15 protein-coding genes and 1 other RNA gene are annotated in these 14,395 nt (G+C 67.0%); 9 read left to right on the plus strand and 7 right to left on the minus strand.

Annotation, left to right across the window (positions count from 1 at the left end; genetic code table 11):
• Nucleotides 1–2: 2 nt before the first annotated feature.
• A complete protein-coding gene (gene bioB / locus Y958_RS09890) occupies nt 3–1,079 on the minus strand; it encodes a biotin synthase BioB (protein WP_425600661.1) in 1,077 nt (358 codons plus the stop codon).
• Between the two features lie 248 nt (nt 1,080–1,327).
• On the opposite strand from bioB, the gene Y958_RS09895 reads away from it, so the two are divergent.
• Nucleotides 1,328–2,509, plus strand: coding sequence for an aminotransferase class I/II-fold pyridoxal phosphate-dependent enzyme (locus tag Y958_RS09895; RefSeq protein WP_088871846.1), 1,182 nt, complete (start codon nt 1,328–1,330; stop codon nt 2,507–2,509).
• Complete coding sequence (gene bioD, locus Y958_RS09900) at nt 2,506–3,204, plus strand: dethiobiotin synthase (RefSeq protein ID WP_088871847.1); 699 nt, start codon at nt 2,506–2,508, stop codon at nt 3,202–3,204. Before Y958_RS09895 ends, bioD begins: the two co-directional genes overlap by 4 nt.
• Before the next feature lie 2 nt (nt 3,205–3,206).
• Here bioD and Y958_RS09905 read toward each other — a convergent pair whose 3' ends face one another.
• The 5 genes from Y958_RS09905 to Y958_RS09925 all read right to left on the minus strand — a co-directional run bounded on the left by Y958_RS09905 (nt 3,207) and on the right by Y958_RS09925 (nt 6,722).
• On the minus strand, nt 3,207–3,614 hold the full coding sequence (locus tag Y958_RS09905; protein ID WP_088871848.1) for a type II toxin-antitoxin system HicB family antitoxin: 408 nt from the start codon (nt 3,612–3,614) through the stop codon (nt 3,207–3,209).
• A 21-nt stretch (nt 3,615–3,635) separates the two neighbouring features.
• Nucleotides 3,636–3,815 (minus strand): type II toxin-antitoxin system HicA family toxin, encoded by a 180-nt coding sequence (locus Y958_RS09910; protein WP_088871849.1) that lies wholly within the window; start codon nt 3,813–3,815, stop codon nt 3,636–3,638.
• Nucleotides 3,816–3,870: 55 nt separating this feature from the next.
• The gene (locus Y958_RS09915; protein ID WP_040847285.1) at nt 3,871–4,101 is read right to left on the minus strand and encodes a hypothetical protein; all 231 of its coding nucleotides are present in this window, start codon (nt 4,099–4,101) and stop codon (nt 3,871–3,873) included.
• 111 nt (nt 4,102–4,212) lie between these two features.
• Entirely contained in the window at nt 4,213–5,619 is a 1,407-nt protein-coding gene (gene fumC, locus Y958_RS09920) for a class II fumarate hydratase (RefSeq protein ID WP_088871850.1), read from the minus strand.
• A gap of 62 nt (nt 5,620–5,681) precedes the next feature.
• Nucleotides 5,682–6,722 (minus strand): AIM24 family protein, encoded by a 1,041-nt coding sequence (locus tag Y958_RS09925; protein ID WP_088871851.1) that lies wholly within the window; start codon nt 6,720–6,722, stop codon nt 5,682–5,684.
• 249 nt (nt 6,723–6,971) lie between these two features.
• On the opposite strand from Y958_RS09925, the gene Y958_RS09930 reads away from it, so the two are divergent.
• The 6 genes from Y958_RS09930 to Y958_RS09955 are packed head-to-tail and all read left to right on the plus strand — an operon-like array spanning nt 6,972 to nt 12,186.
• Nucleotides 6,972–7,859 (plus strand): TerB family tellurite resistance protein, encoded by an 888-nt coding sequence (locus tag Y958_RS09930; RefSeq protein ID WP_338038951.1) that lies wholly within the window; start codon nt 6,972–6,974, stop codon nt 7,857–7,859.
• Between the two features lie 42 nt (nt 7,860–7,901).
• Nucleotides 7,902–9,719, plus strand: coding sequence for an ABC-F family ATP-binding cassette domain-containing protein (locus tag Y958_RS09935; protein WP_088871853.1), 1,818 nt, complete (start codon nt 7,902–7,904; stop codon nt 9,717–9,719).
• A 13-nt stretch (nt 9,720–9,732) separates the two neighbouring features.
• Nucleotides 9,733–10,077 carry a type II toxin-antitoxin system TacA family antitoxin gene (locus Y958_RS09940; protein ID WP_211098319.1) on the plus strand — a complete coding sequence of 115 codons (345 nt, stop codon included), beginning with the start codon at nt 9,733–9,735 and terminating at the stop codon, nt 10,075–10,077.
• Between the two features lie 8 nt (nt 10,078–10,085).
• Complete coding sequence (locus Y958_RS09945; RefSeq protein ID WP_088871854.1) at nt 10,086–10,616, plus strand: GNAT family N-acetyltransferase; 531 nt, start codon at nt 10,086–10,088, stop codon at nt 10,614–10,616.
• Entirely contained in the window at nt 10,613–11,485 is an 873-nt protein-coding gene (locus Y958_RS09950; RefSeq protein ID WP_088871855.1) for a DMT family transporter, read from the plus strand. Before Y958_RS09945 ends, Y958_RS09950 begins: the two co-directional genes overlap by 4 nt.
• Before the next feature lie 5 nt (nt 11,486–11,490).
• Nucleotides 11,491–12,186 carry an N-acetylmuramoyl-L-alanine amidase gene (locus tag Y958_RS09955; RefSeq protein ID WP_244909255.1) on the plus strand — a complete coding sequence of 232 codons (696 nt, stop codon included), beginning with the start codon at nt 11,491–11,493 and terminating at the stop codon, nt 12,184–12,186.
• 31 nt (nt 12,187–12,217) lie between these two features.
• Here the strand turns inward: Y958_RS09955 and Y958_RS09960 are convergent, their stop codons facing one another.
• Nucleotides 12,218–13,330: an ISAs1 family transposase gene (locus Y958_RS09960; RefSeq protein WP_088870575.1), complete on the minus strand. Its 1,113-nt coding sequence runs from the start codon at nt 13,328–13,330 to the stop codon at nt 12,218–12,220.
• Between the two features lie 151 nt (nt 13,331–13,481).
• On the opposite strand from Y958_RS09960, the gene rnpB reads away from it, so the two are divergent.
• An RNA gene (gene rnpB / locus Y958_RS09965) (RNase P RNA component class A) lies at nt 13,482–13,911 on the plus strand.
• The last annotated feature ends 484 nt before the right edge of the window (nt 13,912–14,395 follow it).

Raw genomic sequence — 14,395 nt, forward strand, 5'->3', positions numbered from 1 at the left:
GATCAGTGGCCACACGCCCCGGAGCAGGCATCCGCGGCGTGGTGGGCGTGGTCCTCGTCGGTGCCGCCCTCTTCCACCACGTCCATGGTGGTCATGCCCAGGCGGGCCAGCAGCCGCTTGTCGTGGTCGGCCACCGGGTTGGCAGTGGTCAGCAACTTCGGCCCGTAGAAGATGGAGTTGGCGCCAGCCAGGAAGCACAGGGCCTGGGTCTCGTCGCTCATGCCCTCGCGGCCGGCCGACAAACGCACCATGGAGGCCGGCATGGTGATGCGGGCCACGGCGATGGTGCGCACGAAATCAAGGGCGTCCAGCGCGTCCTTGCCGCCCAAGGGCGTGCCGTCCACCTTCATCAGCATGTTGATCGGCACGCTTTCGGGATGCTGCGGCAGGGTGGCCAGGGTGTGGATCATGCCCACGCGGTCCGTCAGATCCTCGCCCATGCCCACGATGCCACCGCAGCAGACGTTGATGCCGGCCTCACGCACATTGGCCAGGGTATCCAGCCGATCCTGGTAGGTGCGGGTGGTGATGACGTTGCCGTAGTACTCGGGCGAGGTGTCGATGTTGTGGTTGTAATAGTCCAGGCCCGCCTCCTTCAGGCGCAGGGCCTGGCCGGCATTCAGCATGCCCAGCGTGACGCAGGATTCCATGCCCAGCGCCTTCACACCCTCGACCATGGCGCAGACCGATTCCAGATCCTGGTCCTTGGGGCTGCGCCAGGCGGCCCCCATGCAGAAGCGGCTGGCGCCGGCATCCTTGGCGGCCTTGGCCTCGGCCAGCACCTTCTGCACCTCCATGAGCTTGGACGCCTTCAGGCCCGTCTCATGGTGCGCGCTCTGCGAGCAGTAGCCGCAGTCCTCCGGGCAGCCGCCGGTCTTGATGGACAGCAGGGTGGAGATTTGGACCTGGGTGGGGTCGAAGCGGCGGCGATGCACGGCGGCAGCCCGGAACACCAGCTCGGTGAAGGGCAGGTCGAACAGCGCCTGGATCTCGGCGCGCGTCCAGTCGGTGCGCACGTCGTCGCTCTCCAGGGCCGGGGCGGAAAAAGCGGCGGGGCGGCTGATGTCGATGGCGGTCACGGGTGCGTTTCCTTGAGATCACTGGCGCCGCTGGCCGGCGCCGTCACGTCCGCCACCCCCGCGAACAAGCGCGATCCGGGTGGCCAAGGTGCCGCGCCTCCTGGGCCGGCACCTGCCGCACCTAACGGCAGCGGCGGGGACCGGTCAAGAAAAACCGGACCGCAACCCAGACGGCGCACTTTCGCACGCGCAACGCCGGCACTTGCCGGTAATCTCCGCCCGATCTGATCCGAACCGATGGCGCCCTCATGCAGTCCCTGACCGAATTCGCCGAAGCCAAGCTGGCCGAGATGGACGACGCCTCGCTGCGCCGCCGGGTGGTGGACAGTGATCGCGACGGCGAGGGCGGTCTGTGGATCACCCGCGGGGGCCGGCGCCTGCTGTCCTTCTCCTGCAATGACTACCTGAACCTGGCCCACGACCCCCGGGTGAAGGCGGCGGCCGTGGCGGCGACGGAGCGGTACGGCGTGGGGGCCGCCGCCTCGCGCCTGGTGACCGGAAACCACCCGCTCTACACAGCGCTGGAGCAAAAGCTGGCCGCCTTGAAGGGGACGGAAGCAGCGTGCGTCTTCGGCTCCGGCTATCTGGCCAATGCCGGCATCATCCCCACCTTCGTGGGGCCTAAGGATCTGGTTGTGGTCGATGAGCTGGCGCACGCCTGCATCTGGGCCGGCGCCAAGCTGTCGGGCGCCACCCTGCGCATCTTCCGCCATAACGATGTGGACCATGCCGCCCAGGTACTGGCCACCTACCGGCCGCGCCATGGCCGTGCCCTGTTGGTGACGGACGGCGTCTTTTCCATGGATGGGGATCTCGCCCCCCTGCCCGCCCTGGCCAGCCTGTGCGAACAGCATGACACCTGGCTGATGACCGACGACGCCCACGGCATCGGCGTGCTGGCCCAGGGCCGGGGCTCCAGCTTCGCCTTCGGCGACAAGCCGCTGGTACCGCTGCAGATGGGCACCTTGAGCAAGGCGGTGGGGGGCTATGGCGGCTATCTCTGCGCGTCCCAGGCGGTCATCGATCTGGTGAAGACCCGGGCGCGCACCCTGATCTATTCCACCGGCCTGCCGCCCGCCACGGTGGCTGGCGCCATCGCTTCGTTGGACATCATCCAGGGTGATCCCGACCTGTGCGCCCTGCCCGTGGCCAAGGCCCGGCGATTCACCGCCCTGTTGAACCTGCCCGCCGCCGAAAGCCCTATCGTACCCATCGTGCTGGGCGGCGCCGAAGTCACCTTGCAGGCCCAGCGCCTGCTGGAGGACGAGGGCCTGTTGGTTACCGCCATCCGCCCGCCCACCGTGCCGGCCGGCACCGCACGCCTGCGCGTCACTTTCACCGCCCGCACGCCGAATGCGGAGATCGAGCGCCTGGCCGACCTGATCCGTGATCGCGTGCTGCCGCTCAACGGTGTCGAGAGGCCCGAATGACCGTCCCCGCCTTTTTCGTCACCGCCACCGGCACCGACATCGGCAAGACCTTCGTGACATCCGGCCTGGTGCGCCGCCTGCGGGCCAAGGGCATCGCCGCCACCGCCCTGAAACCCGTGGTCAGCGGGATCGATCTGGAGGATGCCGCCAGCCTGGCGGCCAGCGACCCCGCGCAGCTGCTGACCGCCATGGGCCGGCCGGTGACGCCGGCCGAGGTGGCGCGCATCAGCCCGCACCGTTACGCCGCACCGCTCTCGCCCGACATGGCGGCCGCGCGCGAGGGCCGACCGCTGGACGTGGACGGCATGATCGAATGGTGCCGGGAAAAGGCGGCCTTCGCCGCCGCTCCGCTGTTCGTGGAGGGCGTGGGCGGCGCTATGGTGCCGCTGGACGACAGCCGCACGGTGCTGGACTGGATGGTGGCGCTGGACTTGCCCCTGCTGCTGGTCACCGGTAGCTACCTCGGCACCCTCAGCCACACCCTGACCGCCCTGGACGTCCTGGCCCGCCGGGGATTGCGGGTCGCCGCCATCGCCGTCAGCGCAACCCCCGGCGCCACCGTGCCCATGGCCGAAACCCTCACCACCCTGGCCCGCTTCGCCCCCGGCATCCCGCTGACGGCGGTGCCCAGGGTGGAACGGCTGGACGAGGCGGACGCGGCGTTCGACGCGCTGCTGGCGGCGCTGGGACTGTAAGATCAGGCGCGCTTGCGCCCAGCCTCCCGCAGGGTCAGGGAAGAGATATAGCCGGAGCGGGTTTCACCCGCAGCTTTGGCCAGAACGTCCAGGCGGCGCAGAACGCGCCGCGGCAGGGTGATGTTCACACGTTCCACCTTGTCGTCCAGCACGGCGGGATCGACCTCGATCATGGCGAAGATCCAGCCGACATAGTGGGGGTTGGCCCGCAGCGCCTCCAGGGGAGAGGCAGATGGAACAGCCCCACCCTCATCCAGCGTGGCGTCCAGCCAGGCGGCGGCCGCTTCCTCCGCTGCCTTCAGCGCCTCATCCAGCGTATCGCCGGCCGAAAAGCAGCCCGGCAGATCGGGAACAGCCACGCCATAGGCGGTGGCCTCATCACCCGGCTCGATCACCACGGGATACCGCATTCCATCCTCCACCGCGCGCCGTCATAACCCCGCCTGCTTGCGGATGGCGGCGACCAAGCCCATGCCCAAATCCTTCTTGGGATGGGGGACCACCAGGGTCCCAGGGCGATGCGGGTGCTTGAAGACATGGTGCGAACCGCGCACACGATTCAACACCCAACCTACCGCCTGAAGTTCCCGGATAAGGTCGACACTTTCCATGTGTATGATACACACTGGAGCATGGGGGAAGCAAGGCGCGGGCTGAGAGCCAGCCTCAACTCAGCGCCGTCTCCGCCCGGATCTCACGGATCAGGTTTTCCATGCGGCGCAGCAGGGCTTCGGCCACCTTGAGCGGCACGACCACCACATCATCCTCGGCATCGAAACCGCCCTGACGGCGGATGACGATCTCGTCGCGGGGGTTGGCGTAGACCGCCACGGCGGTGGCCATGTCGGCCACGATATTCCCCTGGTCCAGATGCCCCCACTGAAATGCGCCGGCCATATCGTCCTCCATCGCTGACACTGCGAAAGAACAAACTAGGAACAATCAAGGCACATAACAGGAATACAGGCAAGGGAAATTTTGCATTCCCCCTTTGCCCGCATCTCTGGATCAACTGGGATGAATCATATCCTCAGGCTTCACCCAGGCGTCGAACTCCGCCTCGGTCAGGAAGCCCAGGGCCAGGCCGGCGGCCTTCAGGGTGGTGCCCTCGGCGTGGGCCTTCTTGGCGATCTTGGCGGCCTTGTCGTAACCGATGTGCGGGTTGAGTGCCGTCACCAGCATCAGGCTTTCGTGCAGCGACTTGGCGATGCGGTCCTCGTTCGCCGTGATGCCGACCACGCAATTGTCGGTGAAGCTGCGCGCGGCGTCGGCCAGCAGGCGGATGGACTGGGCCACGTTGTAGATGATGACGGGCTTGAAGACGTTCAGCTCGAAATGCCCGGTGGCGCCCGCGATAGTGACGGTGGTGTGGTTGCCCATCACCTGGGCGCACACCATGGTCATGGCCTCCGACTGCGTCGGGTTGACCTTGCCGGGCATGATGGAACTGCCGGGCTCGTTCTCCGGCAGGCTCAGCTCCCCGATGCCGCAGCGGGGGCCGGAGCCCAGCAGGCGGATGTCATTCGCCACCTTCATGAGCGAAGCCGCCAGGGTGTTGAGCACGCCCGACACCTCCACCAGGCTGTCGTGCGTCGCCAGCGCCTCGAACTTGTTGGGGGCGGTGACGAAGGGCAGGCCGGTCAGGTCCGCCACCTCGGCCGCGAAGGCGGCATCAAAGCCCTTCTTGGCGTTCAGGCCCGTGCCCACCGCCGTGCCACCCTGGGCTAAGCGCAGCAGCGCCGGCAGCGCCGCCTTCACCCGTTCCACCCCATAGGCCAGCTGCTGGGCGTAGCCGGAGAATTCCTGGCCCAGGGTCAAGGGTGTGGCGTCCTGCAGATGGGTGCGGCCGATCTTGACGATGCCCTTGAACGCGTCGGCCTTGGCGGCCAGGGCATCCCGCAGATGCTCCAGCGCCGGCACCAGGGTGCGGTGCAGTTCCACCGCCGCCGCGATGTGCATGGCGGTCGGAAAGCTGTCGTTGGACGACTGGCCCCGGTTCACATGGTCGTTGGGGTGCACCGGCTTCTTGGACCCCATCTCCCCGCCCAGCAACTCGATGGCGCGGTTGGAGATGACCTCGTTGGCATTCATGTTGGTCTGGGTGCCGGAACCGGTCTGCCACACCACCAGGGGAAAGTGGTCGTCCAGCTTGCCGGCGGCCACCTCCGCCGCCGCCTGGATGATGGCGCGGCCCAGCGCCTCATCCAGTTCGCCCAGCTTCACATTGGCCTGGGCCGCCGCCTGCTTCTGGATGCCCAGGGCGTGGACCAGGGCCGGCGGCATGCGTTCCCCCCCGATCTTGAAGTTGCCCAGGGACCGCTGGGTCTGGGCGCCCCAGTAGCGGTCGGACGGCACCGCCAACGGGCCGAAGCTGTCGGTCTCGGTGCGGGTGCCCTGTTTGGCTTCAAGGGTCATTTCGATGCTCTCCAGGCTGGTGAGGGGCGGAGTTTACCCGGATCCCCTCGGACCCCGCCATGTCAGCGCTTGTCGAGGATGTTGCCTATGGCGCCAAACACACCCCCCTCTTCCCGGGTTCCCACCAGGGAGGAGGCCAGCATGCGGCCGGCCAGGCGGGAGAAGGGCAGGCTTTGCAGCCACACCTTGCCGGGGCCGCGCAGCCGGGCGAAGAATAGGCCCTCGCCGCCGAACAGCATGGACTTGATGCCGCCCACCTGCTCGACATCGAAGTCGATGTCGGCGGTCATGGCGGCCAGGCAGCCCGTGTCCACATGGATGACCTCCCCCGGCTGCAACGTGCGTTCCACCAGCGTGCCGCCCATGTGGATGAAGACGATGCCGTCGCCTTCCAGCTTCTGCATGATGAAACCGTCGCCGCCGAACAGGCCGGTCAGGATGCGGCGCTGGAAGTAGATGCCGATGGCGACACCGCGCGCCGCCGCCAGGAAGCTGTCCTTGTGGCAGATCAGGCGGCCACCATAGTCGGCCAGCTTCAGGGCGGAAATGGTGCCGGGATAGGGCGCGGAAAAAGCCACCGTGCCCGGACCGCTGCCACGCTGGGTAAAGACGGTGGTGAAGAGGGTGGAGCCGGAGAGCACCCGCTTGCCCGCGCCCCACAGCTGGTCCAGCACGCTGCCGCCGTCGCGGCTGGAACCGTCACCGAAGATGGTGTTCATGTCCACGCTGGCGTCCTTGTACAGCAGGGCGCCCGCCTCGGCGATGGCGCTGTCGCCGGGTGCCAGGCTCACCGACACATACTGCATCTCATGGCCGTGGATGGTGTAGTCCAGGGCGCTGGCCGGGCCGGGCGGCGGCGGGGTGAAGGGATTGCCACCGCCGGCGAAGGCGCCCCAGATGCCGCCACCGCCCGGCGGAGGCGGGGGCGGCGGGGATGAGGCGGTGCCGCCATACAGCTCCGCCACCTGGCCCACGGGCAGCCAGTCGGTGAAGCCCTCCCGCCAGCAATGGGCGCCCGGATTGGCGCGGGCGAAGTTGCGCGCCGCCGCGTCATCCAGGGGACCCGCCTGTTGCTGACCGTTGTGGAAGAACCATTCCGTCATGGCAACGCACCCCTTCTCTATTCAACCGGGCCGTTCGTGTCCCCCGCGGACTGGCCCTTGGTATCGCCCCCTTTTACCAAGATGGTGCCACCCTCACCAGCGCTGGCCCCATTCCCGCCCGGCCATCTGGCCCCCTTTGCCGCAGGTTCGCGGCGTGACGGCGCCTTTGGGAATATTCCACCGGCCTGGGCGTCTTTCCAATAGGGCCGGCCCCGCGCCGGTCCTTCCCTGCTGAAGGACGCGCACATCATGATCACGGTCGGTTCGGGGCATTGGCGGGAATGGATGGGGCAGCTATGGTGCGGCCCGGCCCCCCGCTTCCGGTGGGGCCGGCTGTGGCCGAGGCTGAAAGCGATGAGCATCTGGGGCAAGGTGGTGGGGGGTGTCGCGGGCTTTGCCATTGGCGGCCCGCTGGGCGCGTTGCTGGGCGTGGCCGCCGGCCATGCCGCCGATGCCTGGGCGTCGCAGCCGCCAGCCCCCCCGGGTCCAGACGGCCAGCCGGACCAGACCCGCAGCATGGCCTTCACCATCGGCGTCATCGTGCTGGGCGCCAAGATGGCCAAGGCCGATGGCGTGGTTGACCGCGCGGAAATCGACGCCTTCAAACGGGTGTTCCAAATCCCAGCGGAGGAGGCGCGGAACGTCGGCCGCATCTTCGACCTGGCCAAGCGCGACAGTGCGGGCTTCGAGCCCTATGCCCGGCAGCTGGCCGGCATGTTCCGGGACCGGCCGACAGTGCTGGAGGATCTGCTGGGCTGCCTGTTCCACATCGCCTCCGCCGACGCCCGCCTGCACCCAGCGGAGCTGGCCTTCCTGGCCGACGTCGCCCGCATCTTCGGCATTTCCGAAGCGACGTTCGAGGGCATCCGCCGCATCCACGGCGGCGCCGCCTGCGGGTATGAGGATCCGTTGGACGATCCCTATGCCGTGCTGGGCGTCGCCCGTACCGCCAGCGATGCAGAAATCAAGCTGGCCTGGCGCCAGGCCTTGCGCGACAACCACCCAGACACCGTCATGGCCCAGGGCCTGCCGGCGGAGTTCGTGGACGTCGCCACGAGCAAGACGGCCGCGCTGAACGCCGCCTATGACAAGATCCAGAGCCAACGGGCCAGTGCGCCCGCCGGCCCGCACCAGTAACCCACCCCTCCAGTAACCCGTACCCTAGAGCTTATCGCTTCCATGGCCCCCACCCCGCCCATCGTCGCCCTGAAGAACGCCCACATCACCCTGGGCGCCACCATTCTGTTCGAGGGCGTGGACGTCGCCATCGGTCGCGGGGACAAGATCGCCCTGGTCGGCCGCAACGGCAGCGGCAAGTCCACCCTGCTGAAGGCCCTGGCCGGCGTCGTCGACCTGGACAAGGGCGAACGCTACATCCAGCCGGGTGCCCGCATCGGCTACCTGCATCAGGAACCGGACTTCAGCGGCCACGCCACGGTGGCGGACTTCGTCAGCGCCGGCCTGGTGGAGGATGCGCCCTATCGCGTGCAGGCCGTGCTGGATGAGCTGAACCTGCCCGGCGTCCGCGCGGCCGCCACCCTGTCGGGTGGTGAAGCACGCCGCGCCGCCATCGCCCAGGCCCTGGTCAGCGACCCCGACGTCCTGCTGATGGACGAGCCGACCAACCACCTGGACCTGCCCACCATCGAATATCTGGAAAAGGCGCTGCAAGCCTTCCGCGGCGGGCTGCTGCTGATCAGCCACGACCGCGCCTTCCTGAACAATCTGGCGCGCAAGACGATGTGGCTGGACCGGGGCACCATGCGCGAGACGGAACGGCCCTTCGCCGAGTTTGAAGCCTGGCGGGACGAGGTGTTTGCCGCCGAGGATCTGGCCTACGCCAAGCTGGACCGCAAAATCGCGGTGGAGATGAAGTGGCTGCGCGAGGGCATCAGCGCCCGGCGCACCCGCAACATGGGCCGCGTCCGCGCCTTGCACGGCCTGCGCAAGGAGCGGGCGGACCGCAACCGGCAGGGCCAGGTGAAGCTGGCGGTGTCGGATGCCGAGAATTCCGGCCGGCTGGTGATCGAGGCGACCCATGTCGCCAAGAGCTTCCAGGATGCGGAGGGCAATGCCCGAATCATCGCCCGCGACTTCTCCACCCGCATCCTGCGCGGCGACCGGGTGGGCCTGATCGGCCCCAACGGTGCGGGCAAGACCACCATCCTGAAGATGCTGATGGGGGAGCTGGCGCCGGACAGCGGCACCATCCGCCTCGGCACAAACCTGGAGACGGTGGTGTTCGACCAGCGCCGGGCGCAGCTGGACCCCAACCAGACCATACGCCAGGTGCTGCTGCCCTTCGGCGGCGACAGCGTGGTGGTGGGCGGCACGCCGCGCCATGTCGCCTCCTACATGCGGGACTTCCTGTTTGACGCGGGCATGCTGGAACAGCCGACCCGGGCGCTGTCGGGTGGGGAGCGCAACCGCCTGCTGCTGGCCAAGCTGTTCGCCCAGCCCAGCAACCTGATGGTGCTGGACGAACCGACCAACGACCTGGACATGGACACGCTGGACCTGCTGGAAGAGGTCTTGAGCGACTATCCCGGCACCCTGCTGCTGGTCAGCCACGACCGTGACTTCCTGGACCGGCTGGTCACCTCCACCATCGCGGTGGAGGGTGATGGCGTGGTGGCGGAATACGCCGGCGGCTACAGCGACTATCTGGTCCAGCGCCCGGCCCGCACCCCGACCGCCGGCGCCGCGGCCAAGACAGCGGACGCCCCCAAGGCGGCGGAGGCCCCGAAGGCCAAGCGCAAGCTGGGCTACAAGGAACAGCGCGAGCTGGACCAGCTGCCGGCCCTGATGGACAAGCTGGGCGACCAGGTGAAGAAGCTGGAGGCCAAGCTGGCCGACGCCAATCTCTACGCCCGCGACCCCGCCGCCTTCCAAAAGACCTCGTCCGACCTGGACAAGGCCCACCAGGACCTGGCCACGGCCGAGGAGCGCTGGCTGGAACTGGAGGCGCTGAAGGAGGAGCTGGAGAGCGGGGCGTGAGGTTCTTCCTTGCATGTCCGGCCATTGGCCGTACAATGCAGCAACGGAGGATATGATGGCTCACCCCGCGACAGATACCCCTCAGCGCCGTGCCCGCAGCGAACGGCTGGAAGCGCGTATCACCGCCGAGCAGAAAGATCTGATTGAGCGCGCGGCGGCACTGCAGGGTCGGTCGATCACTGACTTCGTCCTGACCAGCGTGCAGGACGCGGCGCGACGCGCCATTGATGAACACCAGCGCCTGGAACTGTCGATCCGGGACAGCCAGGCTTTCGTCGAGGCGCTGAGCAAGCCGCAGCCCGTGAATGACCGGCTGCGCGACACAATTCGCCGGTATCGCGACGCTACCGGCGCCTGACGGTCGGCATGACGGCGACCGATCCTGGACTGCGTTCCCTGCGGGTCGAGGTACTGGGCCCGCAGCATGACCGATCCCATTTTGCCAGCGGTGTGGAAGTGCTGGACCGGTATTTCCAAACGCACATAGGGCAGGACGCCCGCAAGAACATTGCCGCGCCATTTGTTCTGGTCCTGCCAGATGGGACAGTCGCCGGTTACTACACCTTATCCGCCACCGCCCTGCACTTGGCGGACCTGCCTGCGGAGACAGCGCGCAAGCTGCCGCGCTATCCTTTGGTGCCAGCCACGCTGCTGGGTCGATTGGCGGTAGACAAGCGCTACCATGGCCATGGATATGGAGGATATCTGCTGGCGGATGCGCTGCGCCGTTGTCTGCGCAGTAAAATCGCGTCGTTTGCCGTGATCGTGGACGCCTATGACGACAACGCCCGCCGCTTTTATGAAGCCATGAGTTTTCTTGCCCTGCCCGATACGCCCCGAAAATTGTTCCGGCCTTTGGCCGACATCGCGCGGCTGTTCGAGGAGAGCGGCGCGTGAGGCCGCTGGACGTCTTGCGCGCCCTGGTCGTCGCAGCCATCTGGGGCATCAATTTCTCCGTTTCCAAGTTCGCGCTGCGCCAATTTCATCCCATCACCGCCATGGCCATCCGCTTCGCGCTGGTGGCCCTGGTGCTGGTGCCCTGGCGGCGGCTGCCCTGGGCCCATGTGCGGCCGGTGCTGGCCTATTCCTTCGTGCTGGGGGGCCTGCATTTCCCCCTGGTGTTCAGCGGCCTAATGGGGTGCAGCGCCGCCGCGGCCTCCGTCGCCATCCAGCTGCAGGTGCCCTTCGCGTCGCTGATGGCGGCGGTGTTCTTCAAGGACAGGCTGGGCTGGCGCCGGGCGGTGGGCATGGCGGCGGCCATCGCCGGCGTTGGCATCATCGCCTATCATCCTGGCGGGGCCGACGACCCCGCCCATCTGGGCCTGGTGGTGCTGGCGGCGGCGGCCTTCGCCTTTTCCAGCATCCAGCTGAAATGGATGCCGCCCATGGACCCGTTCACGCTGAACGGCTACATGGCCCTGTTCGCCGTGCCGCAGCTGGTGCTGATGTCCGCCGTGCTGGAGGACGGCCAGTGGGCGGCGATCCAGACGGCGCCACCGGCGGCCTGGGGCTCCATCCTGTTCATGGCGCTGGTCTCCACCATTCTGGCCTATGTGCTGTGGTTCCCGCTGGTGCAGCGCTACGCCGTCAACCAGACCATGCCCTTCATGTTGCTGGTTCCGGTGTTCGGCGTGGCCGGTGGCGTCATCCTGCTGGGTGAGCCCTTGTCCTGGCACCTGGCGGCGGGCACGCTGGTGACCATCGCCGGCGTGGGCGTGGTGCTGCTGCGCCGTCCCCGCCTGGTAACGGCCCGAACGGCAAGTTGATGCGCATGCGCTTTCGTGACCGCCCCTCGCCCAACCACGGCCCCCGGCCGGATGGCACCAGCGTCGACATGCTGGTACTGCACTATACCGGCATGGTGTCGGCCGAGGCCGCCCTGGACCGGCTGTGCGATCCGGCGGCGGAGGTCAGCGCCCATTATGTGGTGGAGGAGGACGGCACGGTCTGGCGCTTGGTGGATGAAGGCCGCCGCGCCTGGCACGCCGGCCGGGGCGCCTGGGGCGGTGCCCAGGACGTCAACAATCGCTCCATCGGGGTGGAAATCGTTAACCCGGGCCACGAGTACGGCTACCGCCCCTTCCCACAAGCCCAGATGCAGGCGGTCATTGAGCTGTGCCGGGGCATCCTGGCCCGCCACCCCATCCCAGCCGGCAACGTCATCGCCCATTCTGACATGGCGCCCGCCCGCAAGCAGGACCCGGGTGAACTGTTCGACTGGCCAGCCCTGGCCGACGCCGGCATCGGGCTATGGCCCGAGGCGGACGCCCATGGGACTATATGGGACGGAAGCGACGACCAGGTGGCCACGCTGCTTGCGCGCCTGGGCTATGACCTGGCCATCGCGACCTTCACCGAGACGCTGACCGCCTTCCAGCGCCATTGGCATCCGGAAGCCCTGGGTCAGCCGGCCGGTGCGGAAACCGTGCGGCGGCTGCATAGCCTGCTGGCTCAATCCGCGCGCTGACCCCCGCCACAGGGGAATCGCTTGAAGGGGGTTATGCGGACTGTGTGATGACGGCGTGAAGGTATTGGGTATCCCATGCGGCGGATTTTCTTCGGACTTTGAGGCTGTGCTTATCCTTTGCGCCGCGCAGGAGGTTCAAGGCCATGTGTCGGATGGTTGCCATGTTGTGGGGGCCGTTGCCGGATCTGAGACGGCTCAAGTCTTCATGGAAGACGACATCGAGGACCCAGTGGAGCCGGTTTTCGATATGCCAGTGGGCTCGGACGGCATGAGCGAAGAGGCGCGTGTCGAGTTTTTGAGATGACAGGTAGTATCGGCGTTCCCGGCTGGTTTTGCCGTCACGCTCGATCTCGGCTTCGACCATGGCGATGGCCTTGAGGCCGGGGAAGCGGGGCTCGCCGGGGAAGCGGCGGTCTGTGGTAAGCCAGTCAACTTCGTGGCTGACGACATGGCGGCGCACCTCGATGCGGCCGTGCTCGCCATCGGTCGTGTCGAACGTGTCGGCGGCAGGCAGATCGTCGAAGTGGCGGATGACCTCGCTGTGCAGGTTGGGCCAGTTCTCTTTGATGGCCAGCAGGTAATCGGCGCCTTTATCGAGAATCTTCTGGGCGATCTTGGTCTGGCAGCCCATCGCATCGATGGTGACGAGCGCCCCGGTCAACGCCAAGCGGTCGAGCAGCAACGGAATGGCCGTAATCTCATTCGACTTGGCCTCGCAAGCTTGCTGGCCCAGCACCAAGCGCTGCCGGCTGGCCCAGGCTGAAACGAGATGCAGCGGATTGCGATCCTTCGCCCGGTCATGCGTCCGCCGCGAGGTCTTACCGTCGATCGCGACGATGTCGGGCTCGGCCTCGCGCAGCCCCTCGACCCAGTCGCCGAAGCATCGCGCAAAAAGATCGCCGTCGAGCGCGTTGAGGATGTCGTTCAGCGTATCGTGGCTCGGAATCCCGCCCGCATAGGGCAAAAACCGCCGCAGGAAATCCCGGTTCATCGTGCCCCAGCGCCGAATCTCGACGAAATCCTCAGCCCCCGCGATCGTTGCGCAGAGCACCACAAGCAGAATCTCCGGCAGTGGATAAATGACCTTCCAGGATTGCCGCGGATCGCTGAGCGCCGCAAAATGGTCGAGAAGCGAACCGGCCATCGAGAACTCCAGATCAATGGAGCCTCCTACGAATCACAGATCGCCACCGCTCCGAAAGCCCCGTCTTGTCAAGACCCGCTTCAAGCGATTGCCGTGACCCCCGCCATCGGCGCTTGCATCCCCCGGTCGATGCGCCTAGGGTCGCCGCCTGCCAGACGGCCGGATGGCCGCCTTCCGGCAATGGTGAAAGCCGTCGGGGGGAGGAAAGTCCGGGCTCCACGGAAGAACGGTGCCAGGTAACGCCTGGCGGGGGCGACCCTAGGGAAAGTGCCACAGAAAGCAAACCGCCCGCCGCCCGCCCTTTCGAGGGATCGGGGGGCCGGCAAGGGTGAAAGGGTGCGGTAAGAGCGCACCGCGCCCCTGGCAACAGGGGCGGCACGGTAAACCCCACCGGGAGCAAGATCGAATAGGGGCGGCACGGCCGGGCAACCGGCCAAAGCATCTTCCGAGCCGCCGCCCGGGTAGGTCGCGCGAGGCGCCTGGCGACAGGCGTCCCAGATGAATGGCCATCCCACGGCCGCCGCCCCTTCACGGGGGGACGGGCCGGAGGACAGAACCCGGCTTACAGGCCGTCTGGCAGATTTGAATCCAGCAAATGGGGGGTTTCCCATCCCCACCCATCGCCGCCCGCCACGGATGGTCCGGGCGTGGGATCGCATGGGAAAACGCGCCTCAACTCCCGTGACTCCACCCGCCCATGGGATGGCATGGGATTTTCGGTGTCGTTTGGGCGCCGCATGGGAATTCATGGGAAAGGACCGTAAAACGGCCTCCTGTGCCTACATATCGCGGCCTATGACCTTTCCCTTACCATATTTGGTGCCAGGCCCTAAACCGACGAGTACTTGGACCTAAAACCAGCCCCCGAATAACCAAGGTGGCTTATCCAAAAGATTTGGGGGCCGTTTCACTAACGGTTGCGTGGCCGACCCCCTTATCCACAGGATAGGTATCCCCTATCCGAAGGCTATTAGATTCGGCGGAAACCCACGAATATATGGGGGAAGGACCTACCCGTTCGATTTAGAGGCGCTGGCAAGAAGAACGTTTTCCACAACTGTGGAA

The organism is Nitrospirillum viridazoti CBAmc, assembly GCF_000730165.1.
Taxonomy (GTDB): domain Bacteria; phylum Pseudomonadota; class Alphaproteobacteria; order Azospirillales; family Azospirillaceae; genus Nitrospirillum; species Nitrospirillum viridazoti.

Excerpts from the sequence above, each read along its gene's own strand:
- Y958_RS09895 (WP_088871846.1), top strand. The coding sequence starts at position 1,328 with ATGCAGTCCCTGACCGAATTCGCCGAAGCCAAGCTGGCCGAGATGGAC.
- bioD (WP_088871847.1), top strand. The coding sequence starts at position 2,506 with ATGACCGTCCCCGCCTTTTTCGTCACCGCCACCGGCACCGACATCGGC.
- Y958_RS09905 (WP_088871848.1), bottom strand. The coding sequence starts at position 3,614 with ATGCGGTATCCCGTGGTGATCGAGCCGGGTGATGAGGCCACCGCCTAT.
- Y958_RS09910 (WP_088871849.1), bottom strand. The coding sequence starts at position 3,815 with ATGGAAAGTGTCGACCTTATCCGGGAACTTCAGGCGGTAGGTTGGGTG.
- Y958_RS09915 (WP_040847285.1), bottom strand. The coding sequence starts at position 4,101 with ATGGCCGGCGCATTTCAGTGGGGGCATCTGGACCAGGGGAATATCGTG.
- fumC (WP_088871850.1), bottom strand. The coding sequence starts at position 5,619 with ATGACCCTTGAAGCCAAACAGGGCACCCGCACCGAGACCGACAGCTTC.
- Y958_RS09925 (WP_088871851.1), bottom strand. The coding sequence starts at position 6,722 with ATGACGGAATGGTTCTTCCACAACGGTCAGCAACAGGCGGGTCCCCTG.
- Y958_RS09930 (WP_338038951.1), top strand. The coding sequence starts at position 6,972 with ATGATCACGGTCGGTTCGGGGCATTGGCGGGAATGGATGGGGCAGCTA.
- Y958_RS09935 (WP_088871853.1), top strand. The coding sequence starts at position 7,902 with ATGGCCCCCACCCCGCCCATCGTCGCCCTGAAGAACGCCCACATCACC.
- Y958_RS09940 (WP_211098319.1), top strand. The coding sequence starts at position 9,733 with ATGTCCGGCCATTGGCCGTACAATGCAGCAACGGAGGATATGATGGCT.
- Y958_RS09945 (WP_088871854.1), top strand. The coding sequence starts at position 10,086 with ATGACGGCGACCGATCCTGGACTGCGTTCCCTGCGGGTCGAGGTACTG.
- Y958_RS09955 (WP_244909255.1), top strand. The coding sequence starts at position 11,491 with ATGCGCTTTCGTGACCGCCCCTCGCCCAACCACGGCCCCCGGCCGGAT.
- Y958_RS09960 (WP_088870575.1), bottom strand. The coding sequence starts at position 13,330 with ATGGCCGGTTCGCTTCTCGACCATTTTGCGGCGCTCAGCGATCCGCGG.